The following is a 21,159-nucleotide window of genomic DNA, read 5'->3' as shown; positions in this document are numbered from 1 at the left end:
GGTGCCGGTTGTTCGGTGCCAGACACCGGAAATCAAATTCTTGTCTCAGCTCAGATCGTGCTGCGGCATGTTCGGGGTCGACCAGGCGGCCCCCAGATCGGAAAGCTGCGCCTCGATGCATTCCACGTCGAGAAGAAGGCTCGCGCCCCCTGCGAAGGCAAGCTGGATCCTGCCCGACGGCTCTTCTCCCGCCTCGAAGGTCACGGCCAGAAGTTCGAGCACGGCGCCCTTGGCGTCCTGGCGGATACCCTGCGCCTTCATGCCGGTCACCTGCGAAAACGCCAGCGCGGACCTGCGGCGCTCGTGCTGCTTCGACCGCTTGTCGGCTTCCTTGTCCCAGACGAAGCGGTTCACGATGAAGACCGCCTTTTTCTCCTTGGGCAGATAGCGGATATCGGCAACGGTCAGGACCGCGTCCTGAAGATGCGCGGAGAGCACCTGAAGATCTTCCTCATCGAGAGCGGCGAGTTTAAGCTGATCCATCGTGGCCTGTTTCCGATCCGGTTTCCTTTTTCGGGCGAGGCCATGCCGGTCATGGCCGCCCGCTTTCCAAGATTGTTACACAGGGTCATCGACCTAACGGGGAAAGTCGGATTTGGCAATGGCGAATACGGGCGGTCTCCGGGACGGCGGACCAAAACCCGGCGTACAGGAACCTTGCGCCGAGAGCCTGGACAGTGTTCCTTGCAGATCACAGGCACAAGGCGCGGAAGGAAAGTAGAGTGACGACCATGCTTCAAAAGATGTTGCGCCGCGGAGTTTTCCTCCTGTGCCTGGGCACCGCGCCAGCGCTCGCCCAGGATTTCACCGAAAGAGTTCTGGGCGAAACCGTCTACGTCCCCGCCTATTCGCGCATCTTTACCTACCCCAATCGCTTCGACCTGCTGGCAACCACGCTCGCGGTCCACAACGTCGATCCGAAGACGGAAATCATGCTGACAAAAGTCGATTATCACAACGAGGACGGCGAGCTGTTGCGCGCACTTCTGAGCGATCCGGTCACGCTCGCTCCGCTGCAGTCGAAAACCGTGCTCATCCCGATCAACGACACGACCGGCGGCGTGGGCGCGAATTTCCTGCTGGTCTGGACGTCCAAGACCCCTGCCCTCAGCCCGATCGCCGAGGCCATCATGACCAGCGGCGGCGCCGGTCCGGGCCCGTCGTTTTCCTCGCGCGGGCGGGTGATTGAAAGGACGTTGCCTTAGTGATGGTAGCGTAAGGCAAGAAGGCCGAGCAGAATGCTTCGTGCGCCCGCGTAACCATCGGCATCCCCTAATTGAGCCACTGCACTCAGAAAACGCAAGTCTCCCTCACGATTGACCCGAGCCTCGTGCCTTGCACCCGTCTCCCCCCTTGCGGGGGAGATGTCCGTGAAACGGACAGAGGGGGGCCGCGGCGCTACAAGGACATAAAAAGTTGAAGGGAAACGAGAGGTTGATCCCCCCTCTGTCAGCTAAAGCCGGCATCTCCCCCGCAAGGGGTGAGACCAGTGCAAGATGCCCCGCTTGAGAAAACCGGGAGCTATATACTTGGCCGGACAGGGGGGACGTATGCCCTCCGGCAATCCCTTGCTCTCGAGGTTCCTACCCCGAAATCCGCTCGATCCGCGCGCCGCAGCGGGTGAGCTTGTCTTCTAGGCGTTCGAAGCCTCGGTCGAGGTGATAGACGCGGCTGACCGTGGTTTCGCCTTCCGCCGCAAGCCCCGCGATCACCAGCGAGACGGAGGCCCGCAGGTCGGTCGCCATCACCGGCGCGCCGCGCAGGGTGGACACCCCTTCGATGGTCGCGGTGTTGCCGTCCACATGGATCTGCGCACCGAGGCGGGCCAGTTCCTGAACGTGCATGAAGCGGTTTTCGAAAATCGTCTCGGTGATGTGGCTGGTGCCGCCGGCCCGGGTCATCAGCGCCATGAACTGGGCCTGAAGGTCGGTCGGGAAACCCGGAAAAGGCTCGGTCTCCACGTCGACCGGCTGAATGCCGTTGCCGTTCCGGTAAACCTTGATCCCGTCCGCGGTCTGGGTGATTTCCGCGCCGGCCTGGCGCAGCGTGTCGAGCGCGGTTTCCAGGAGTTCTGAGCGCGCGCCCTGCAGCAGCACATCGCCACCGGTCATGGCGACCGCCATGGCATAGGTGCCGGTTTCGATCCGGTCGGGCACGACGGCATGATGCGCACCGTGCAGGCGGGGAACACCCTGGATCCGAATGGTCGAGGTGCCCTCGCCCTCGATTTTCGCGCCCATGGCCTTGAGGCAACGGGCAAGGTCGACAACTTCCGGCTCGCGCGCGGCGTTGACGATCTCCGTTTCGCCATGAGCGAGCGTTGCCGCCATCATGACGGTGTGGGTCGCGCCGACGGAGACTTTCGGGAACTCGACCCGGGCACCCTTCAGGCCTCCCGGCGCCCTGACGACCACATAGCCGCCGTCGATCTCGATATCCGCGCCGAGCGCGGCCAGTCCGTCGATGAAGAAGTCGACCGGCCGCGTGCCGATGGCGCAGCCGCCCGGGAGCGAGACCTTGGCCTCATGCATGCGCGCGACCAGCGGGCCGATGACCCAGAAGCTGGCGCGCATCTTGGAGACGAGCTCGTAAGGCGCGGTCGTGTCGACGATCTCGCGGGCGGTCAGGTTCAGCGTCTGGCCGGCCAGGTCGTCCTGGCCGCTGCGCTTGCCGTTGACCGAATAATCGACGCCGTGATTGGACAGGATCTGCATCAACTGCGCCACGTCGCGCAGGCGCGGCACGTTGGAGAGCGTCAGGGTCTCGTCGGTCAGCAGCGAGGCGATCATCAGGGGAAGGGCCGCGTTCTTGGCGCCGGAAATGGGAATGACCCCGTTGAGTTCGGCGCCGCCGACGACTTTGATGCTGTCCATATTCTTCCCCGAACCCGGCGCCGCTCACCCCGCGGCGCCTCCCGAATTGAAACGCGGATTAAAAGAGCGATCTACACGCAACTCTTACCCCTTGCAAGGCAGCGCTAGGCCGTCGTTCCGGCGATTTTGAGGCAGAGCGGCCCTTGCCCCGTCCCGCCGCCTGTGGCGTCAGTCGTCCTTGCGGGCTTTCGCGGCCGTTTTCCGGCGGCGCAAATTCGCCCTCAGCGCTTCCGCCAGCCGGTCCTCGCGCGACGCCGCCCCGCCCTTGGCGGGCGTCTCCCCGGCTGCCGCCGCCGGCTTTCCTGCGGCAGTCTCAAGAGACTGGTCGGTCTGGTCTTTTTCGCTCATCTGCCCGGTCCGGCGTTTATTGAAGACTTCTTCTTTAGCAATCGCGGCCGGTTCTGGAAAGGCGCCGACGGCCGCCGCCGGGGAGAAACCACTTCCGACAGTAACCCGGCCAACCGAAGCGCGACAGCGCATGTTCCAGGGCTGCCGGGCCGGTCCGGAAGCCTCCCGTTCCGAAACCGGTGGATTGGCGATATCCACAAGCTGGGCCAAGCGCGGGCAGAGCGGAAATCGCGTTTGTTTCCAGCAAGCCCGCCGTCTTTGCACGGTTCCTCAATTCGGCGCGGCAACGGCCTGCAAAAAAACCAAAACACCGCTTGCGTCCCCGGGGCTCTTATGGCAAAAGCCCCCTCATTCCGGTCGGCACCGCCGTTCGGCACCCAAAACTGCGTCCCAAACCAACGGTTTCGACCCTAGTTTGCCCGACGCAGGGGCAAGTCCGACCCAGGACAAATCGCCCGCCAGATGCTGCCGTAGCTCAGGGGTAGAGCACTCCCTTGGTAAGGGAGAGGTCGAGAGTTCAAATCTCTCCGGCAGCACCATAACTCTCAAGGGTTTACGGCTAAGATTCTGTAGCAAGGCGTTCACAAAAACAAGCCTTGTTCACAGTGACGTTCACACCTCTCCCCCAAGCGAGTGCACATAGCTGCGCTATGGCAAAGCTCTACCCCTGAGCTACGGCAGCAAGTTGGAGAGTTTGTCGGGAAGACAATGGACGCTGTGCGAGTGTTAAATTAATTTTCCAGCGCGGCCATCCTGTCGATATCCGCCTGATACTCGTCACGAATACGCTTTTCGATTGCTTCTTTGTGCTCAGGAGACAGCTCACGAGAGCCTCTTGGGCGGCCTACAGGACGGTTCATCCCTAAGATATACCGCAAGTGGGTGACTGCGGCTGCGTTGCCCTTCATCGCCTGCTTGACGAGGCCGCTCGTCGTGCATTCAAGGATACGAAAAACCGGCAGCAGGCCAAATGTTCGCACCTGGAATCTAAACAAATTTGGCGATGCAGCCCGCGGGCCTTTTTATTATTTTAGGTCAGCTACTTACGAATCCCCTCGCGGCTACCCAAAGCCAAATTTCGTATAATTACAGCAGCGACAAGACATCAAAAGTTAACAGAATATTCACCTTTACATAACAGCTATTCAACAAGGGTACCCCGACCTTTTCACCAGCCTTATGGGACCAAAAGTTGATTGGGCGACAATGAAGTGCGACGACCTTCAAGGAAAGCCTAACCGCGAGACACTGAAACCGCATTGGTCGGAGCACAGAATTGCATCATCACGCCACTGATATCTCCACAGGCTTGATATGTTGGTCCCGAATGCAAGCCGAGGCGGGCCAGCCGCTGGAAGAGATTATTGCTCGCAAGGAAAAGGAAAGACAGGCAGGTAGTGGCTTGTTTTTTTGGGGCGTCGGGAACGCTCCTGCATTAATCTCTAAAAAGCTTGCGCGTGATCAAGTTCCCGTTCAGGTCATCTTCTCCGTTATGAAATCGAAGCCAAAACGGGAAGACACTTCGCCTTCCGAGATTGTGCGCTGGCAAAATTATGTAGACTTCAACGGCTCAATTCGCCCAATACCCAGTCATACAGTCGTCACGAGCAAAGGGCGGAGTGCCTCAGGGCCTAAGCGTTCGCATTATGCTTTAATGTGTTTTTCGGAGACTCCGTTAAAATTGAGACGCGATGGGGCCTTTTTTGACCCCCATCACTTCCGAAATGCTGGAGGGAAAGGCGGTCCTGTAGGCGCTTCACAAGTAACGGCACTACTGAAACAAAACAGCGAAGCCTTACCAACGTCCTCAGCATATCGGATTGGCCTGTCTGCTTGGCTTACAGGTAGTTATTGGGTCAAGTTAGTTGATCCGATAAACATCGATGATATCAAGCTCGAGATGGCGGGAACAACCCACCTTGCGCCAAGTTGCAAATTATCGCCAGCGCCCATTTCTAGTCGTATCGACTACAAAGGAGCGATACAACGCGATATGTTTGATGAGTCTATGATTTAGTTTGGGCTAATTGAACCTAAAAGGCGATTGGCTGAATTATTAGAAAGACGCCAGTGGTCGACAAGTCTCATAGATTATTCAAGGCCCTACGCGAGGCGGGCATTAGTGCGGAAGCAATACGCTCAGCATGGCCGTCGTGGTGGAGTGAAGATGCTGAAAGCTCCAGGTCTGGGAAGACTGAGCTTCGGTTCGCACTGTCGCGGAGTCTTGGCCTCGACCCCCAAGCCCTTCTTGTGGGAGAGAGGGTCGAATTCATTTGGGATGACGACGCGCGTTTCAAGCACCTCAAAACGGAGACAGCTGCTGAGAGAGCCGCACTAACTTCATTTGGCATCGCCTTTGCCAGAATGTTGCTGCGGGCGTTCCCAGAAACACCAACGCAAAGTGGCTATTCGGCACTTCAATTGAGATCAGCTATCCTGCAGAGCAACAAGTTTGTAGATCTGCGGGCCTTAGTGGCCACCAGCTGGGCACTCGGCATCCCTGTAGCCCACCTCCGGATCTTTCCGCTGCGGCATAAACTGATGCACGCGATGGTCGTTACCGTTGAGGACCGGATGGTAATCCTACTCGGTAAAGACGCTGAATACCCTGCACCTATTGCCTTCACGCTTGCCCATGAATTGGGACACATCATGCTAGGCCACCTGAAGGAAGTCCCCGCGCTAGTTGACCTTGAACAAGATCCTAATCGTGAGGAAAAAGACGCTGAAGAGAAAGAAGCTGATGAATTTGCTTTAGAGTTATTAACTGGATCAACGCACCCTGAAATCGAAGCTTCGACACTTAATTACAGTGCACAGTCATTGGCAGAGGCAGCTCTCAAATCGGGAGAAGCACACCAGATTGAGCCCGGCACCCTTGCCCTTTGCTTGGCCTATCAGACAAATACATGGCCAAAAGCAATTGCAGCTCTAAAATTCATGTATACGGACCGAAAACCCGTATGGAAAGAAATAAATCTTATCCTAGAAAGCGAGATCGAATGGTCACTACTACCGCATGAGACCCAGCTTTACATAAGAAAAGCCACAGGCCTACTTAATGAAAGATAGAGTTCTTCTTGATAATGATATTGTTATCAAATCTTTATGCTACAAAATAGCAGAAGAAATGATCGCAGCGACGACTGTCGGCGACAGCCCTCCAGAGATGCTTAGTGTTGGCAAGTATGTAGCTCTGTCGCGCACAATGAGCCTAGGCTGCGTAGATAGGCAAAGCGATGCAGATCATGTCTTCAACAAGGTTACATTCGTAGACCCATCTGACAAAGAAGTGGAAATTGCAGCAACACTGGAATCTAAAGCGGTGGAGCAAAACTTAGAGCTCGACACCGGAGAGAGTCAGTTACTTGCCATCTTAATTTGTCGATCAAAAAGATATTTGGCCACAGGAGATAAGCGCGCAATTATTGCGGTATCATCAATTGACCCTGACAGTTACCAGAACAAGATTTTATGTTTTGAACAAATAATACTAGGCATATTATCGAAAATTGAATTTGCGTACATTCAAAATAATATTCGAAATAAATTGGGTATAGACAAAGCAATAACTATTTGCTTCGGAAAATATACACCCAACTCAGAAGAAGATGTAAAAAAAGCCCTCGCCAGCTACATTGAAGACCTGCGTTCCAAAACGCGGGACGTACTGATTGCGGAGCCGCAGTAAATTTATTTGCCTCGATCCTTAAGGAAAACGGCATAGGGCTTTCTCAATTTCGCCACAAGACCAACGCGTATATTCCTCGGCTCATATACATTGCTAAGCTCGGGGTGCTCCAATACCTCTAAACACGCTTTGTCCACCCGCCCTTGCACATAACGCGCACCAAGCTTTCCTGAACTACGCCCAACTGGGACCCTCGTTTGATCCAAGGGCAGGACGAAGGTTTCTCGCCGCAACTCTTCAATCAACAGCGCATATTTTGATCCTAGGACATTTATCGTTTCAGGTATCAATTCCCAGTCAATGCCATTCATCGAGCACTCTGTCGCGCGAGATGGAGCCGCTCGGTGGTTCGACTCAATTTCCTCCATGACTAGATGAATTGTATCTCCACGCTTTTCATATTCGTCAGCAAATGGCTGGACCATCGTGGTCGGGTGGCAGGTATTACCTCCATACCCCCACATACCGTATCCGGTATCCTCGATTTCCTTGCTTTTCCTAGCGATTATGTCGTCCAACTCCTCTTGAGCGTGGACACCCACTTTCATAAACAGAATTCCCGCTCCGGGCTTAATGATATTACTCATCAGTATCCTCCAGAAGTTCGAACTCATACTCGTCATCATGTGCGACACCGTAGCTAAGGCGCCTAGCTTCTTTCACATAGCGAACATGTGGGGTTTTGGATTTACCGTAGAAATTAAGCAGCCTCTCGCGGTCAGTTATCGCCTGGCTTGGGGAAACAACACGTCCATTTCCCGGGAGCGATGAAATGTATAGGTTACACGACCTTAATTCTGGCGCGTCATCCAAATGATATTCGTGAAGCTTTCTTTGCATCCTTGAAACGTAAAACCCCTTGTCCAGTGCAAATCTCTGAGCGCTGGCGAGCACTTTCTTGGGCCAGTCCAGCTCATCATCATCTGCAATGACGATCATCCCTTCTCCGGAGTAACTAGTCGCTTCTAGACCTCGTTCGACAAAAACATTCACACTCTCGCCGTTATTGGACGCCCCCCAAGGGGGATTAGTATAAAAGCAATCAAAATCCGATGAATACTCAAATGCATCCAGAACATTGTATAGCCGGGCATCAAGATTATTAATCTTCTCTTTATCCGCAAACCTGCGAACTGCATTGACCGTACGCTCGTCGAAGTCAAATACAACGATTTCTTTTGGCCCAAAGTGCAATACGTTCCTCACCTGAAGGTACGCGACACAGACACTGATTGCATCACCATCCCCGATGAAGGCTAGTTTTTTACCATCTGACCAGTTTGCGACAATTTCACTTTGCATGACCATGTCACCCGACTTCATATGAATCTGGTCAAAAATGCGTATCGGGCGTGGTCTATTCTCTACAACATCTGAAACTGCGTTTAGAGCCATCCGAAGATCGACTGGCCCCCTCGGACCCGGACGCGGCGGTAAGCTTTGTGTCATAGTATTTCTTCTTCCGAACATTCTATCTGTCAATATTCGCCAAGTGGAAACTCCCTTAATCATAAGCGAGCTTCCAACTCTCCAAGAATTTCCTCGCGATCACGACTAGAATCAAAAATGTAAACTGGTCTTCCAATAGACATTGCATAAGTTGCTGCAACAGACGCTTGCAACTGCGAATGAAACCGAGCCTCTTCGGCAGTAATTTGTGGTCGGCCTTCAGGGTTTGATGCGATCCGAGATAGCGTCACTTCAGGGCTAGCAAGAAACACCCAGATCTCGTCAGGCGCGAGCTGGGCAAACCTATCCAGTGAGAATGGGGTAATCCTGTATCCGTACCGTTCTTTTGTTACCGGGTGGCTGTCGATTATGACAGGCTTGCTGGATCGATATTTGTGTACATATTGCAGCAGAAGATCATCGACAGCATCAACGTCTTCCGCTTTTACTATCATACTCGAAAGATTTCTCAACTCAGACTGTGACTTTAGGTTTTCGCGGGACGAAATGTACTTAGTCAGCCTTGCCCCATATTCCCAGTATTCAATATCCGGCCTCCGTTTGCGAAGCTCAGCAATAGTAGAACTTTTCCCTGCAGCTGGGGCGCCTGTCAAATAAACAACTTTTGGCATCAACTTACCTCAAATTACAACCATTCTCCTAGTAGGCCGGATTGTCAAGCGCGTCTCTTGGGTGACTTAGACGCGACTTATGTGCTCCTGACTTGTTTCTCTTTAGTTGGTGCTAGCCGGCACTCACCGCCAGGCAATAAAGTTCGGTAGGTTTAGCTCGCGGAGAGGCGCGCCGTAGACAAGGCGCATGACCACAAAGGTGGCACACAGAACTGGACGAGCGTCAAAAATAATGCAATAAAATCAACACATAATAAGCGAAACCGCCGAGCTCAAATCTCTCCGGCAGCACCATCAAGTTTCAGATAAAAGACAAGAAACCCAAACGGTACAATTCGGCAAAACTGCAACAAACTGCAGAACAATGCAGGATTGCACGTTGGTGCTGTTACGTTTTGACACGTCGTTCTTAGGTCAGTTCCCGCTGGGATGCCGCCTGGCAAAGTCATCGCGTCCCCCAGGCTTCTCCCTCGACGCATGTCCGGTCTCCCTCGATCCGTCACGGAGCCTGTCGGCTGCCCACTGCAACAAAAACGCCGGCAGAAAAGCGCTGCCGGCGTTCTTTAACGAAGATCGACGGATGCCGGTGTCTCAGTCGCGGGCGCCGGAGTAGCGTTGCTCTTGCCGGTAATACTCGTCGAAACCGACCCGCTTGCGCAGTTCGGCGAACTCGAGCAGCGCATCGTTGGGGTGAGCGCCGCCTTTCATCGTTTCCAGGGCCCCGATCATGGCTTTCATCGCGGCGGACATGAGCGTCAGCGGGAAAATGGCGATCTTGAACCCAAGGTCTTCGAGCTGGTCCCCCGGCAGGATCGGCGTCAGGCCGCCTTCCACCAGATTGGCCATGCTGGGGCCGTCGACCTCGGAGCAGATCGTGCGCATTTCGTCTTCCGACTGCGGCTCCTCGACGAACAGGATGTCCGCGCCGGCCTCGCGGAAGGCCTGCGCGCGGGCGATGGCTTCCGAGACGCCATGCTCGCGCCGGGCATCGGTTCGCGCCAGAATCAGGATGTCGCCCTTGCCGCTTGCGCGCATTTCATCGCGCGCATCGCAGGCCGCGCGGATCCGGTCGACAGCCTCCTCCCGGCCGACCACCATCTTGCCCCTGGTGTGGCCGCAGCGTTTCGGCGCAACCTGGTCCTCGATCATGACCGAAGCGGCCCCCGCCTGGGCAAAGCCCGCGACCGTGCGTTTCACGTTGAGCGCATTGCCGAAGCCGGTATCGCCGTCGGCCATCACCGGCATCGAGACGGCCGCGGCAATGTTGCGGGCCGAATCCACCATTTCAGCGTAGGAGATCAGCCCCGTGTCCGGCATGCCGATGCGCGAGGCCGATACGGCGAAGCCCGATATAAACGCGAGCGGAAAGCCCGCCTGCTCGATCAGGCGTGCCGACAAGGCATCTCCGGCCGACGGCGTCAGCAGCAGGCGGTCGCCTTCGAGAAGCGCGCGCAGGCGATTGGCGGGTGTCAAAGGTGAAACGGTAGCCAAAGGACGATCTCCTTAAAGAATGTGATTGCGGCAACGGTAACGAGCATCAGGATCAGGAAAGGCATCACACCGCGGGCGACCTCCTGCATGCGGGCATCCCCGACGGCCTGAATGACGTAAAGATTTAGTCCGACCGGTGGGGTGATCAGCGCGCATTCGACCATGATCACGAAGAAGATGCCGAACCAGATCGGGTCGATGCCAAGGCCCGTGACCGCGCCGATCAGCACCGGGACCATGATCAGCATCATCGACATGGCTTCCATGAACAGCCCCATGACCAGAAGCACCGCCGCGATCGCCAGGATCAACAGACTGGGCGAATGGATGTTGTCGGAGATCAGCATGGAGATCTCCTGCGGTATCCGCCAAAGGGCGATAGCCTTGCCGAAGACCTTGGCGCCGGCGACGATCAGCAGGATCGCAACGGTCGTCTTCATGCTGTCCAGCACCGCTCCTTTAAGCGCGGTCCAGGTCAGGGTTCGCAGAACGGCACCGGTGACGAAAAGCGCGCCGAGAAAGCCGACCGCGGCGGCTTCCGTCGGGGTGTACCAGCCCATGTAGATTCCGACGATCACGAAGCCCGACAGAAACACGGTCGGCAGCGCCCGCAGTCCGGTGCTGAAACGCTCCTCCCAGCTCGCGGCCTCGGAAGACTGGCAACTCGGGTTGAGGATGGCGTAGATCATAGACCAGACGATGAAGAGCGCCATCATCAGCAGCCCCGGACCGATGCCCGCGAGGAAGAGGGACAGGACGGATTCCTCGGTGATCACCCCATAGACGATCATGATCATGGAGGGCGGGATGAGGATGCCCAGGGTGCCTCCGGCGGCCAGCAACCCGAAGACAAAGGGGCGCGGATAACCGCGCTTGCTCATCTCGGGGATTGCGACCGTGCCGATCGTGGCGGCGGTTGCAACGGACGAGCCGGAAATCGCCGCGAAGATGCCGCAGGAGATCACGGTCGCCACCGCAAGTCCGCCCGGCCAATGTCCCACCCAGGCTTGCACGGCGGCATAGAGGTCCTTCCCCACACCTGCCCGCAGCATGATATTGGACATCAAGAGGAACATCGGCACGGCGACCAGGACAAAGCTGTCCATTGCCGAAAGCGTGCCCTTGGGCGCGATCAGCGGTGAAAACCCTCCGACGATCAACAGGCCGATCCCCAACCCGCCCAGGGCAAAGGCAACAGGCACGCCCGCGAGCAGCAGCACGAACAGCGCCGCGAGTATGAGAATAATTTCCATTGTCGGTTTCCTGCGCCATATGGCGCTTCTGGTGGGAGCCGGTCAGCCGGCCATGTGGTCGGCGGCGCTTCGCTCGGCGGCCCGGTCTCCGCGCAAGGTCCGGACGATCTCGACCAAACCCTGCACACAGACAAGGGCGAACCCTGCCGGGACGCTCGCCTGCATGATCCAGGCCGGTGGATCCAGCATCGTCCCCGTCGTTCGCCCATGTTCCAGGCTGCTGACGGGATCCTTGATCCCGTAGCGGACAAGCAACGCGGACACGCCGACAACGAAGACGAGCGACACGAGGCGTGCGACAAGCTTGCCCCCAGGGCCCAAAAGGTCGGTCAGAATGGTCACCCGGATCTGCGCATCCTTGCGCATCAGCGAAGCCCCCGCCATGAAGACCGCCCAGACCATCAGGATGCGCGACATTTCCTCGGCCCATATCGTGGGCGCGTTGAAGAAATACCGGGCGATCACTTCGTAGCCGAGCATCAGCCCGACTACGAAGAGAGCCCAGGCCGCGATCCAGGCGATGCCATCCGAAAGCCTGTCGAGCCATCTAAAGGTCATTGCCCGGATCTCCCGTCAAAGGCCGTTGGCCGCATCGAGAACCTGCTTGCCCAGAGGTCCGGCCTCTTCCAGCCAGGTATCGATGACCGGAGCCGAAGCCTCTTTCCAGGCAGCGATTTCCTCGTCGGTCGGCTGGTAGATCGTCATGCCGTTTTCCTCGGCGTCGGAATAAGCCTTCGCCTCGATCTCGGCGACACGGTCACGAACATCGATCTCCGCAACCCGCGCGGCTTCGGAAATCCAGCCACGCTGTTCGTCCGTCAGGCCCTGCCAGAAGTCCTCGTTGATCACGACGAGGAACTCGATGTCGGCGTGGTTGGTCTTGGTGATGGTATCCATCACTTCCCAGAGCTTGCGCGACTGGACGCCGGACACGCCGGTCATGCCTAGATCCACCGTGCCGCGCTGGTAAGCCAGGAACTGTTCGGAACCGGAAATCATGGTCGGCACACCACCGACGACCGAAACCCAGGTGCCCAGGGACTTGCCGAACACGCGCGCCTTCTTGTCGGCCATGTCGGCCGGTTTGGCGATCGGCTCACCCTTGGAAATCAGGATGACGGTACCGTAGGCCTGCCACCACAGGACGCGTGCTCCGGTTTCCAGAATGGCGTCGTCAAGCGGCTGACGCACAGGGCTTCCGGGAGCAACCGCCTTGCGGATCTTCTCTTCCGAGTTCAGGACGAAGGGCATGTAGAAGATGTCCACCGCCGGGATATCGCCAACGTAGCGGGTGAGCGAGGCAACACCCATTTCCAGTGCGCCGGAACCGACAGCCTCGGGCACCTCACTGTCCTTGAAGAGCTGCGCGGAATCGTAGATCTGAACCTCTATGTCGCCACCGGACTTCTTTTCCACTTCGTCCTTGAACAAAAGCAGGTTCTGACCGAGGTGCGACTTCAGCGGCGTCTGCAGAGAGATGCGCAGCGTCAGGTCGGCTGCCTGACTGGCCAGCGTGCTGCCTGCGAACATTGCCGCTCCGGCAAGCAGCGAAACGATGGTTCTCATATTGGGGTCCTCCCTTCCAAATTGCCCTGTCCCGAACCGGCGCCTCCCGCACCGGAACGGACATTTTTCACAGGCCAGAAACCAAGCCCATGAGCAGTTGGTAACAAGAAAGTGGATCCAATCCAATTCTTTTTTTGGAAATTTTCCTTATTTTTTCTCCTTACATGGATAATATGGATCCAATTTTAACCCATCTGGCAAACCGCGCGGACATATTGAATACTGGCGAACCAACGGGATCGAACAAACCAGACTCGGCATCATGGCAAACGACAAATCAGAAAATGACACTGCGACCGAAGTGGCCTATCGCGCGATCCGGGACCGCATCCTGAGCGGCGAGCACGCCGTCGGCTCGCATTTGTCTTCGGCCACCCTTTCCAAGTCCCTGGCTCTCTCGCGAACCCCCGTTCGAGAGGCCCTGCGCCGCCTGGCCGCAGAAGGACTCGTGGAACTGATCGCGAACCGGGGAGCCCATGTCATCGGCTGGACGAAAAAGGATGCCGAGGAGATTTTCGAACTTCGTCTGCTGCTGGAATGCCATGCCTGCGCCGAAGCCGCGCGCCGGATAGACAGTGAGACGATTGCCGAATTGGCTGATCTGGCCCGACAGATGGCCGAGTGCGCCCGCCCCGGACCCAACCAGGACTTCAAAAGCCTCACGCAGCTCAACAGCCAGTTCCATTCCGCAATCATCGCGGCCTCGGGCAACAAGCGGCTGTCGGTCCTGCTCACGAGTGTTGTGGAGTTCTCGATTCAGGCGCGCACGTTCGAGGCCTACTCGCAGGAGGATCTCGCGCGTTCGATGGAACATCATCACGAGATGCTGCAAGCCTTCCGCGAAGGTGACGGCGATTGGGCCAGATCGGTCATGTACGGCCACCTCCGTGCCGCCTACCACGTCTTCCAGCGCGCCAGGGAAAAGGAGCCGACGTCCTGAACCGACACTTATCGGCCGAGGCTCCAGCAACAACGTTGGCCATTCAGTTATCGGGCCAGTGACGTTCTCGCTACCGGTCGGAAAACAGGATTGGCGACTGGACACCGGCCTCTCTAAACGGCCGATAGAAATTCATTCAAACCACCTATTCCCAGCAACTATATTTCCCCGCCAAATTTCCGAGGAAATTAAATCCCCCGATATCGCTCTCTCCAAACCAAACCCGCATCGGTGTCGCCGGATGGTACGTATTCGCAGCCGAAGCAGGAGCGGTAGCCCGCGGCGTGGAAGGCTGGCAGAAGACGGGAATAGTCCGGCTCCCCGTTTCCGGGCTCGGAGCGGTCGGGCCAAGAGGCGATCTGGATGTGGCCGACGGCTGCCCTCACCCGTTCAAAGGCTGTCAGAATGTCGCCGCTCTCCTCGCGCACATGAAAGCAGTCGAACATGATCTTCAGGTTGGGCCTGCCGACATCCGCCAGGATTTCCGACGCCTGGTCGACGTCTTTCAGAAAATAGCCCGGCATTTTCGCAAGGCAGATCGGTTCTATGAGAACCGTCCGGTCCGTCTGGCCGCAACAGAAGTCCAGGACCTTCCGGTATTGCTCGGCTGCTTCAGGACCCTCCGCATGCCCTGCAAGCACGTGGATCGCGCCGGCATCGACGCTTTCCGCAACCTCGAGGGCCTTGAGAAAATCGTCACCGGCCCGCTGCGCTTCTCCCGGCACCGCCGCACAGCCGGCGGTCGCTCCCATGCGGACGTTGAGCCCGCAGACAGGCAGCCCGGTGTCTTCGAGAACCGTTTTGAGGTCGGCGGGCGTTTCCGACTGCGCCTCGTCGTGAAATTCCACCGCGTCGAAACCGGCGGCCGCGGCGGCGCGAATGCGATCGAGAAACGGACGATCCTTCCAGAGAAAGCCCGTATTTGCGGAAAAACGAAAGCGTTCGGTCATGATTGCCACTCGATATCGTAGGTTTGAACCAGGCTTTGTATCTGAGGTCCCGTCAGAACGCGTGGCTGCAGTCCACGGGTCATCAGGGCCAGCTTCGCGGTTTCCTCCAGTTCCTCGGCCGCATAGACGGCCGCCTCAAGGTCCTTGCCGGCCACGACGGGGCCGTGGTTTGCCAGAAGAACGGCGGAGCGTTTTCCGGCAAGTCCGCGCACCGCGTCGCCCATGGCCGGATCCCCCGGCAGGAAGACCGGCAGCAGCTTGACCTTGCCGAGACGCATGATCGAATAGGGCGTCAGCGGTGGAAGGACGTTGTCCGGGTCCGTTTCCGGCAGCATCGACACGGCGACCGAGTGACAGGAATGGAGATGCACCACCGCTCCGGTTTCGGACCGCGTCTCGTAAAACGCGCTGTGAAGAGGCATTTCCTTGGTCGGCCTGGCACCAGACAGGAAGCGGCCGTCGCCGGCAAGATGGCTGAGCCGCGATGGATCCAGCGTCCCGAAGGAGGATCCCGTCGGCGTCACCAGAAGGGAGCCGTCGTCGAGGCGCGCGGAGATGTTGCCGGAGGCCCCGGCGGTCAGCCCGCGATCGAACATGGACTTTGCCAGACGGCAGATGCGTTCGCGAAGATCGGCTTCCCGGCTCATCCGCCCTCCAGAACGCGCGCGGCCTTGAGGAAGAAGTCGTCGGCACCGAAATTCCCCGATTTCAGGGCCAGTGCGAGCGGCTGGCCTTCCACGGTGACGGCTGGAACACCCGGATCGATCATGGGCCCGATGCGCAGCGCATCCGCCTCAAGGGCATTCACGACGGCGCCGGAGGTTTCTCCCCCCGCCGATATCAGACGTGTCACGCCGCGTCTGACCGCCTCCACGGCGAGCGACGCGAAGAAGTCCTCGATTGCGGATGCACTCGCCGCAAGGCCGAAGCGGTCCTGCACCGCGCGAACCTCCGCCGGGTCCGCGGAGGAGTAGACCAGAGGCAGGCCTTCGCAGGAGAGTGCCCAGTCAAGCGTCTCCACGACAGTTACGGAACTACTGACCAGATCCTCTATCCTGATCCTGCGTTGCGGCTGTCGGGCGCGGGCGTGTTCGGCAACCTGCCGCCGGGTGGCCATCGAGCAGGACCCTGACAGGGCGAGCGCCGGCCCCTGCACGCCCGACCAGTGTGCCGGGTTGCACCTGTCCGCGCCATGGGCGGAGGGAAGTGCGAGCGCAATTCCGGAACCGCCGGTCAAAAGCGGAAAGTCGCGGGCGGCGTTGCCCAATGCGACGAGATCGCTGTTTGAGATCGCATCGCACACCACGATTTGACGGCCTTCCCGCGCCTCGCTCAAGAGGCCCTCACGAACCCGGCCCGCGGCGATTTCCGAATGCGGCAGATGCCCGACGGGGGACCGGACCTGCAGGCCGAGAAAGCGGCGCAGATCGGGGTCGGTCATGGGTGTCAGCGGGTGATTTTCCATGCCTGACTCCGACAGGAGCCGGTCGCCGACAAAGAGATGGCCCTGATAGACGGTGCGCCCCGTTGCCGGAAACGCCGGACACACGATCACCGGAGCCTCCGTTCCCAGTTCCTCGATAAAGGCCTCGATGACCGGACCGATGTTGCCTTCAGGGGTGCTGTCGAAGGTCGAGCAATATTTGAACAGGAATTGTGTACAACCCTGCTCACGAAGCCACCTGAGGGCCGCCAGCGACTGGGCAACCGCTTCTTCCACAGGAAGAGACCGCGATTTCAGGGCAACGATGCCCGCTTCTACATCCGGAGCCGCCCCGCCTGCCGGAACGCCCACATATTGCACGGTTCGAAGCCCGCCTTCGGCCAGCGTCAGGCCGAGATCGGAGGAGCCCGTGAAATCGTCTCCAACAGCGCCAAGCTTCATGACCCGCCTCCCAGGTGTTTCGTCCGGTCAAGGCCGGGTTCGCCGAAGATATCAGACGGCATCCTCATGTTGACACCGGGGTCAAAGCGCCGTCCAGCCGCCATCCAGCTTCAGGGCGCTGCCCGTCATCAGGGCTGCCGCGTCCGAGGCCAGGTAGACCGCCGCGGCGGCGACTTCCTCCACCTGTCCCAACCGTCCTAGCGGGATCTTGGCCAGAACTTCGTCGCGGAATTTCGGATCTTCGAAAAAGGGTTTTGTCATCGGCGTTTCGACAAAGGTCGGGCAGATGGTGTTGACCCGGATACCGGCCGGGGCAAGTTCCACCGCGAGCGCCTTCGTGAACCCTTCAAGCGCCCATTTCGAGGCACAGTAGATGGTCCGGTTCGCCGCCCCGACATGGCCCATCTGCGAGGACATGTTGATGACCGATCCCCGCCGGCCCTCTGCCAGCATCCGCGCCGTTACCGCCTTGGCGGCAAAGACGGCCGCCCTGAGGTTCAGGTTCAGGACGGCGTCATAGTCGTCCTCGGAGACCTCGGCGAGCGGCTTCGGGCGGTTGGTCCCGGCGTTGTTGACCAGAATGTCGAAAGCCGGGAGGGCCGCGACGGTCGCCGCAAAAGCCCCGGTATCCGTCACGTCGACCGCCAGCGTCTCCGCCTGGAGGTCTTGTGCGCGAAGGGCCGAGACCGTCTCGTCGATCTGCTCCGCCGAGCGTGCGCAGAGTGTTACCTCCGCGCCCGCCGCGGCCATCGCCTCCGCGACGGCCCGGCCGATACCCCGGCTGGCGCCGACGACGAGCGCCCGGCGCCCGTCGAGGCGGAATGTCGGACCGGCAGCCGTCATTCGGCAGCCTTGCGGTAGGGAGCGCCTTCGCCGTAGGGCACGTTGATCCCGCCGTAGCGGCGGACCCGGACGTTGCACTGTTCGGCGTGACCGACAAACCCTTCCAGCATGCACAGGCGTGAGCCGTATTCACCGATCATGGTGGCCGCCTCGTCGGTCAGAATGCGCTGATAGCTGTGTGTCTTCAGGTATTTTCCGACCCAGAGCCCACCGGTGTAACGGCCCGCCTTCTTGGTCGGCAGGGTATGGTTGGTGCCGATGACCTTGTCGCCATTGGCGACGTTGGTCCGCGGCCCGAGGAAAAGCGCTCCGTAGGAATGCATGTTGTCCAGGAACCACTCGTCCCGGTCCGTCATGACCTGAACGTGCTCGGAGGCAATGTCGTTGGCGGCCTGCAGCATTTCGTCGTAGGTATCGCAGACGATCACCTCGCCGTAGTCCTGCCAGCTGACCCGGGCCGTGTCGGCGGTCGGCAGAATGCCCAGCAGCCGCTCGACTTCCGCCATGGTGTCGCGCGCGAGCTTTTCCGAGTTCGTCAGGAGCACGCAGGGGCTGTTGTAGCCGTGCTCGGCCTGGCCCAGCAGGTCGGTGGCGCACAGTTCGGCATCGGCCGCCGTTTCGTCCGCGATGACCAGCGTCTCCGTCGGCCCCGCGAACAGATCGATGCCCACGCGACCGAACAACTGGCGCTTTGCTTCGGCAACGAAAGCATTGCCCGGACCGATCAGCATGTCGACCGGGTCAATCGTCTCGGTACCGATCGCCATGGCACCGATCGCCTGGATGCCGCCAAACACGTAGATTTCATGAGCACCGCCCATCTGCATTGCCGCAATCACACCCGGATTGGGTTCGCCCTTGAACGGGGGCGTTGCCGCGAGAATGCGCGGCACGCCCGCGACCGAGGCGGTGGCAACGGACATGTGGGCCGAGGCGACCATCGGAAACTTGCCGCCGGGTACGTAGCAGCCGACGGATTGCACGGGGATATTCTTGTGGCCAAGCACCACCCCGGGCAGCGTCTCGACCTCGATGTCCAGCATGGAGTCCCGCTGTGCCTGGGCGAAATTCCGCACCTGGTCGTGGGCGAACCGGATATCGGCCATTTCCTGGTCGGAAACTTTCGAGACGATCGATTCAATGTCGCTTTCCGACAGGCGGAAGGACGGCGGGGAATATTTGTCGAACTTCTCGGAAAGCTCCCTCACGGCAGTGTCACCGCGCTCCTCGATATCCTTGAGCGTGCTTTCGACGACGGAACGCGTCTTGGCGTCGTCATCAGCGCGGTCCGCTTCGGGCTTTCCTCGCTTGAGATAGGTTATGGACATCATCTTTTTCCTTGTTTCGGGTCTTTACTGGTCCGGGTCGTCAATGCGGCTTTCCGGGCCTCAAGGCCCCAGACCCTGGGATTTCTTGAATGCGGCAAGACGCGTCAGCGCGGCGTCCCGCCAGGCGCGGCGGTCCGCAAGATCGCCTTCCGGCAAGGTCTGCCGGCGTTCCTCTCCCGCCTTGCGGATTGTTTCTTCGGGCCACGGCCTGGCCACGCGTTTGGCCGCCATGTCGTGGTACATGCCGCCCAGCCGGGCGGCGTAGTCGGTGATGCCGCCAGGGGCGTTGAGGTCGATGGTCTCGAAAGGGCCCATGAAGGACCAGCGCAACCCCAGCCCGTGAGCCACGGTCGCGTCGATATCCTCAAGGCTCGCGTAGCCCTCGTCGTAGAGTGCCCAGGCCTCGTTCAGGAGCGCGCCCTGAAGCCTGTTGAGAATGAAGCCGTCGATCTCGCGGGTCAGGGTGACCGGAACCTGTCCGACCTCTGTCATGATCCGCCGTGTTTCGGTCATGGCCTCGTCGTCGGTCCAGGGCGCCGGCACAAGTTCGACCACCGGCACAAGATGCGGCGGGTTCACCGGATGCGCGATCAGAAACCGGTTCCTGTTGCGGCAGTCTTCGGTAAAGCGCGACGCCGGAATGCCGGACGACGAAGACCCGACGATGGCGTCGCTTCGCATGACCGCATCGATCGCACGGCACGCTTCGGACTTCACCTTGACCGTCTCGAAAACGGATTCCTGGATGTATCCCGCGCCGTCGAGCGCGTCCTCAAGGGTTTCGCAGACCGAAAGGCGCTGCAGAACCTCTTCGCCGCCGGAGACAAGGCCCGCCTGAACAAGTTCCTCCACGGAGGCCGCCGCCCAGGGCAGCACCCGGTCCCGGACGGTTGCATCCGGATCGAAGATCCTGACGTCATGCCCGGCGCGCGCAAAGACGAGAGCCCAGCCGGAGCCGACAAGTCCGGCGCCGACAATGGCAACGACCGATTTGTCCGCCATCAGGCCGTCACCTTCGATGTTTCACCGTCCGCAAGACAGATTTCGGTGATCCGCAGCCCTTCTTTCGAGATCCGTGACGGGAATGTGTCACGCAACCGCTCCTCGTGGACCGGAATGATGCGGTGGCTGTCGTAACCGACCTGTTTCATCATCTCCTCGGTCGCCAGAACGAGGTTGGCCTGGCTTCCGGTGGCAAGGCCGACCGGTGTGTAGATCTCATCCGCATCCACGGCAGCGCCCGGACCCTTGATGTTCTCAAACACATAAATCAGGTCGCCGGCAAGGACCCAGGTGTCCTCGGACTGGGGCTTGCCATCGTTGCGGACGGTGACCCACATCGAGCCCCAGGTGTGGCTGTCTTCCGCCGGATGGAGGTCGATGCCCGGCAGGACGTCGGTGAGTGCGCCATTGACCGTTTCCAGCCGCCGGTCGCGCGCCAGGTCCACACCGCGAACGATGTCGCCCGGGTCGACGGCCACCATCATCCAGCGCATGCGGTCAGGCAGGGACATGGCCCAGACCCATTTGGAGATCTCGCGCTCCTGGATGTAAAATTTGGCGTTCGGAAAATCCTCGACATTGCCGAAGTGATCGAAATGGGCGTGGGTGATAAAGCAGGTATCGACATCCTCAGGCGACAGACCGAGTTCGGCCATTACCGTCTTGGGGTTGCGCCAGTTTTCCACGCCGAAACGGTCGCCGAGCGTCTTGCCGTAGTCCTTGTCGTTGTATCCGACATCGACCATGGCCACATGGTCCTTGCCCTTGATCACGACGTAGCAATAAGGAAGCTTCACGTAGCCCTGATTGTGCGCGCCGTAGAGAACGCCGCTCTTGTGGTAGTTGGGGACGTATGAATATTCGCAAACCCAGATCGAATAGTCAGCCATAGGTCTTATTTCCTCCGT

General features: G+C 59.0%; 23 protein-coding genes and 1 tRNA gene. 6 read left to right on the top strand and 18 right to left on the bottom strand.

The genetic code is table 11. The annotated features are described in order from the left end of the window. Nucleotides 1-45 precede the first annotated feature (45 nt). A complete protein-coding gene (locus tag JF539_RS03990; RefSeq protein WP_207139048.1) occupies nt 46-483 on the bottom strand; it encodes a DUF2948 family protein in 438 nt (145 codons plus the stop codon). Nucleotides 484-731: 248 nt separating this feature from the next. Between JF539_RS03990 and JF539_RS03985 the strand changes: the two genes are divergently transcribed. Continuing rightward, nucleotides 732-1,205 carry a DUF3124 domain-containing protein gene (locus JF539_RS03985; protein WP_236042399.1) on the top strand — a complete coding sequence of 158 codons (474 nt, stop codon included), beginning with the start codon at nt 732-734 and terminating at the stop codon, nt 1,203-1,205. Nucleotides 1,206-1,583: 378 nt separating this feature from the next. Here JF539_RS03985 and murA read toward each other — a convergent pair whose 3' ends face one another. Both murA and JF539_RS03975 read right to left on the bottom strand, forming a co-directional pair. After that, nucleotides 1,584-2,873 (bottom strand): UDP-N-acetylglucosamine 1-carboxyvinyltransferase, encoded by a 1,290-nt coding sequence (gene murA, locus JF539_RS03980; protein ID WP_207139047.1) that lies wholly within the window; start codon nt 2,871-2,873, stop codon nt 1,584-1,586. Between the two features lie 168 nt (nt 2,874-3,041). Beyond that, entirely contained in the window at nt 3,042-3,221 is a 180-nt protein-coding gene (locus JF539_RS03975; protein WP_207139046.1) for a hypothetical protein, read from the bottom strand. Nucleotides 3,222-3,685: 464 nt separating this feature from the next. Here JF539_RS03975 and JF539_RS03970 point away from each other — a divergent pair. Then, a tRNA-Thr gene (locus tag JF539_RS03970) sits at nt 3,686-3,760 on the top strand. Between the two features lie 192 nt (nt 3,761-3,952). On the opposite strand, the gene JF539_RS03965 is transcribed toward JF539_RS03970, so the two are convergent. Continuing rightward, entirely contained in the window at nt 3,953-4,201 is a 249-nt protein-coding gene (locus JF539_RS03965) for a hypothetical protein (protein ID WP_207139045.1), read from the bottom strand. A gap of 347 nt (nt 4,202-4,548) precedes the next feature. On the opposite strand from JF539_RS03965, the gene JF539_RS03960 reads away from it, so the two are divergent. The 3 genes from JF539_RS03960 to JF539_RS03950 are packed head-to-tail and all read left to right on the top strand — an operon-like array spanning nt 4,549 to nt 6,912. Beyond that, nucleotides 4,549-5,238: a hypothetical protein gene (locus JF539_RS03960; protein ID WP_207139044.1), complete on the top strand. Its 690-nt coding sequence runs from the start codon at nt 4,549-4,551 to the stop codon at nt 5,236-5,238. Between the two features lie 53 nt (nt 5,239-5,291). Beyond that, nucleotides 5,292-6,293: an ImmA/IrrE family metallo-endopeptidase gene (locus JF539_RS27960; RefSeq protein ID WP_207139043.1), complete on the top strand. Its 1,002-nt coding sequence runs from the start codon at nt 5,292-5,294 to the stop codon at nt 6,291-6,293. Next, nucleotides 6,283-6,912: a hypothetical protein gene (locus JF539_RS03950; protein WP_207139042.1), complete on the top strand. Its 630-nt coding sequence runs from the start codon at nt 6,283-6,285 to the stop codon at nt 6,910-6,912. The genes JF539_RS27960 and JF539_RS03950 overlap by 11 nt, the downstream gene beginning before the upstream one ends. Before the next feature lie 2 nt (nt 6,913-6,914). Here the strand turns inward: JF539_RS03950 and JF539_RS03945 are convergent, their stop codons facing one another. The 7 genes from JF539_RS03945 to dctP all read right to left on the bottom strand — a co-directional run bounded on the left by JF539_RS03945 (nt 6,915) and on the right by dctP (nt 13,303). Then, on the bottom strand, nt 6,915-7,499 hold the full coding sequence (locus tag JF539_RS03945; RefSeq protein WP_207139041.1) for a hypothetical protein: 585 nt from the start codon (nt 7,497-7,499) through the stop codon (nt 6,915-6,917). Continuing rightward, on the bottom strand, nt 7,492-8,361 hold the full coding sequence (locus tag JF539_RS03940; RefSeq protein ID WP_207139040.1) for a bis-aminopropyl spermidine synthase family protein: 870 nt from the start codon (nt 8,359-8,361) through the stop codon (nt 7,492-7,494). Before JF539_RS03940 ends, JF539_RS03945 begins: the two co-directional genes overlap by 8 nt. Before the next feature lie 59 nt (nt 8,362-8,420). Beyond that, on the bottom strand, nt 8,421-8,993 hold the full coding sequence (locus JF539_RS03935) for an ATP-binding protein (RefSeq protein WP_207139039.1): 573 nt from the start codon (nt 8,991-8,993) through the stop codon (nt 8,421-8,423). Nucleotides 8,994-9,584: 591 nt separating this feature from the next. Then, nucleotides 9,585-10,484, bottom strand: a complete 900-nt coding sequence (locus JF539_RS03930; protein ID WP_209016987.1) for an isocitrate lyase/PEP mutase family protein — start codon at nt 10,482-10,484, stop codon at nt 9,585-9,587. Continuing rightward, nucleotides 10,463-11,737, bottom strand: coding sequence for a TRAP transporter large permease (locus tag JF539_RS03925; protein WP_207139038.1), 1,275 nt, complete (start codon nt 11,735-11,737; stop codon nt 10,463-10,465). Before JF539_RS03925 ends, JF539_RS03930 begins: the two co-directional genes overlap by 22 nt. Before the next feature lie 42 nt (nt 11,738-11,779). Next, a complete protein-coding gene (locus tag JF539_RS03920) occupies nt 11,780-12,295 on the bottom strand; it encodes a TRAP transporter small permease subunit (protein ID WP_207139037.1) in 516 nt (171 codons plus the stop codon). 15 nt (nt 12,296-12,310) lie between these two features. Further along, a complete protein-coding gene (gene dctP, locus JF539_RS03915; RefSeq protein WP_207139036.1) occupies nt 12,311-13,303 on the bottom strand; it encodes a TRAP transporter substrate-binding protein DctP in 993 nt (330 codons plus the stop codon). A gap of 262 nt (nt 13,304-13,565) precedes the next feature. Between dctP and JF539_RS03910 the strand changes: the two genes are divergently transcribed. Continuing rightward, nucleotides 13,566-14,243 carry a GntR family transcriptional regulator gene (locus JF539_RS03910; protein ID WP_207139035.1) on the top strand — a complete coding sequence of 226 codons (678 nt, stop codon included), beginning with the start codon at nt 13,566-13,568 and terminating at the stop codon, nt 14,241-14,243. A gap of 188 nt (nt 14,244-14,431) precedes the next feature. Here JF539_RS03910 and JF539_RS03905 read toward each other — a convergent pair whose 3' ends face one another. The 7 genes from JF539_RS03905 to JF539_RS03875 all read right to left on the bottom strand — a co-directional run bounded on the left by JF539_RS03905 (nt 14,432) and on the right by JF539_RS03875 (nt 21,141). Further along, nucleotides 14,432-15,193: a hydroxypyruvate isomerase family protein gene (locus tag JF539_RS03905; protein WP_207139034.1), complete on the bottom strand. Its 762-nt coding sequence runs from the start codon at nt 15,191-15,193 to the stop codon at nt 14,432-14,434. Further along, nucleotides 15,190-15,840 (bottom strand): 3-oxo-tetronate 4-phosphate decarboxylase, encoded by a 651-nt coding sequence (gene otnC, locus JF539_RS03900; protein WP_207139033.1) that lies wholly within the window; start codon nt 15,838-15,840, stop codon nt 15,190-15,192. The genes JF539_RS03905 and otnC overlap by 4 nt, the downstream gene beginning before the upstream one ends. After that, the gene (gene otnK, locus JF539_RS03895; protein WP_207139032.1) at nt 15,837-17,078 is read right to left on the bottom strand and encodes a 3-oxo-tetronate kinase; all 1,242 of its coding nucleotides are present in this window, start codon (nt 17,076-17,078) and stop codon (nt 15,837-15,839) included. The genes otnC and otnK overlap by 4 nt, the downstream gene beginning before the upstream one ends. Before the next feature lie 81 nt (nt 17,079-17,159). Then, entirely contained in the window at nt 17,160-17,921 is a 762-nt protein-coding gene (locus JF539_RS03890; protein ID WP_207139031.1) for an SDR family NAD(P)-dependent oxidoreductase, read from the bottom strand. Next, the gene (hisD, locus tag JF539_RS03885) at nt 17,918-19,249 is read right to left on the bottom strand and encodes a histidinol dehydrogenase (protein ID WP_207139030.1); all 1,332 of its coding nucleotides are present in this window, start codon (nt 19,247-19,249) and stop codon (nt 17,918-17,920) included. The genes JF539_RS03890 and hisD overlap by 4 nt, the downstream gene beginning before the upstream one ends. Nucleotides 19,250-19,309: 60 nt before the next feature. Further along, nucleotides 19,310-20,251 carry a 3-hydroxyacyl-CoA dehydrogenase gene (locus tag JF539_RS03880; protein ID WP_207139029.1) on the bottom strand — a complete coding sequence of 314 codons (942 nt, stop codon included), beginning with the start codon at nt 20,249-20,251 and terminating at the stop codon, nt 19,310-19,312. Next, entirely contained in the window at nt 20,251-21,141 is an 891-nt protein-coding gene (locus tag JF539_RS03875; protein ID WP_207139028.1) for an N-acyl homoserine lactonase family protein, read from the bottom strand. The genes JF539_RS03880 and JF539_RS03875 overlap by 1 nt, the downstream gene beginning before the upstream one ends. Nucleotides 21,142-21,159 lie beyond the last annotated feature (18 nt).

This window comes from Roseibium aggregatum (assembly GCF_017309185.1).
In the GTDB taxonomy this organism is placed as follows: domain Bacteria; phylum Pseudomonadota; class Alphaproteobacteria; order Rhizobiales; family Stappiaceae; genus Roseibium; species Roseibium aggregatum_B.
Note: the sequence above shows the minus strand (reverse complement) of the source record. Positions and strands in the feature narration are given on the sequence as shown.

Coding starts and splice junctions, on each gene's coding strand:
- JF539_RS03890 (WP_207139031.1), bottom strand. CDS start 17,921: ATGACGGCTGCCGGTCCGACATTCCGCCTCGACGGGCGCCGGGCGCTC.
- JF539_RS03975 (WP_207139046.1), bottom strand. CDS start 3,221: ATGAGCGAAAAAGACCAGACCGACCAGTCTCTTGAGACTGCCGCAGGA.
- hisD (WP_207139030.1), bottom strand. CDS start 19,249: ATGTCCATAACCTATCTCAAGCGAGGAAAGCCCGAAGCGGACCGCGCT.
- JF539_RS03990 (WP_207139048.1), bottom strand. CDS start 483: ATGGATCAGCTTAAACTCGCCGCTCTCGATGAGGAAGATCTTCAGGTG.
- JF539_RS03910 (WP_207139035.1), top strand. CDS start 13,566: ATGGCAAACGACAAATCAGAAAATGACACTGCGACCGAAGTGGCCTAT.
- JF539_RS03880 (WP_207139029.1), bottom strand. CDS start 20,251: ATGGCGGACAAATCGGTCGTTGCCATTGTCGGCGCCGGACTTGTCGGC.
- JF539_RS03935 (WP_207139039.1), bottom strand. CDS start 8,993: ATGCCAAAAGTTGTTTATTTGACAGGCGCCCCAGCTGCAGGGAAAAGT.
- JF539_RS03950 (WP_207139042.1), top strand. CDS start 6,283: ATGAAAGATAGAGTTCTTCTTGATAATGATATTGTTATCAAATCTTTA.
- murA (WP_207139047.1), bottom strand. CDS start 2,873: ATGGACAGCATCAAAGTCGTCGGCGGCGCCGAACTCAACGGGGTCATT.
- JF539_RS03920 (WP_207139037.1), bottom strand. CDS start 12,295: ATGACCTTTAGATGGCTCGACAGGCTTTCGGATGGCATCGCCTGGATC.
- JF539_RS03925 (WP_207139038.1), bottom strand. CDS start 11,737: ATGGAAATTATTCTCATACTCGCGGCGCTGTTCGTGCTGCTGCTCGCG.
- JF539_RS03905 (WP_207139034.1), bottom strand. CDS start 15,193: ATGACCGAACGCTTTCGTTTTTCCGCAAATACGGGCTTTCTCTGGAAG.
- dctP (WP_207139036.1), bottom strand. CDS start 13,303: ATGAGAACCATCGTTTCGCTGCTTGCCGGAGCGGCAATGTTCGCAGGC.
- otnK (WP_207139032.1), bottom strand. CDS start 17,078: ATGAAGCTTGGCGCTGTTGGAGACGATTTCACGGGCTCCTCCGATCTC.
- JF539_RS03940 (WP_207139040.1), bottom strand. CDS start 8,361: ATGACACAAAGCTTACCGCCGCGTCCGGGTCCGAGGGGGCCAGTCGAT.
- JF539_RS03985 (WP_236042399.1), top strand. CDS start 732: ATGCTTCAAAAGATGTTGCGCCGCGGAGTTTTCCTCCTGTGCCTGGGC.
- JF539_RS03875 (WP_207139028.1), bottom strand. CDS start 21,141: ATGGCTGACTATTCGATCTGGGTTTGCGAATATTCATACGTCCCCAAC.
- otnC (WP_207139033.1), bottom strand. CDS start 15,840: ATGAGCCGGGAAGCCGATCTTCGCGAACGCATCTGCCGTCTGGCAAAG.
- JF539_RS03945 (WP_207139041.1), bottom strand. CDS start 7,499: ATGAGTAATATCATTAAGCCCGGAGCGGGAATTCTGTTTATGAAAGTG.
- JF539_RS03960 (WP_207139044.1), top strand. CDS start 4,549: ATGCAAGCCGAGGCGGGCCAGCCGCTGGAAGAGATTATTGCTCGCAAG.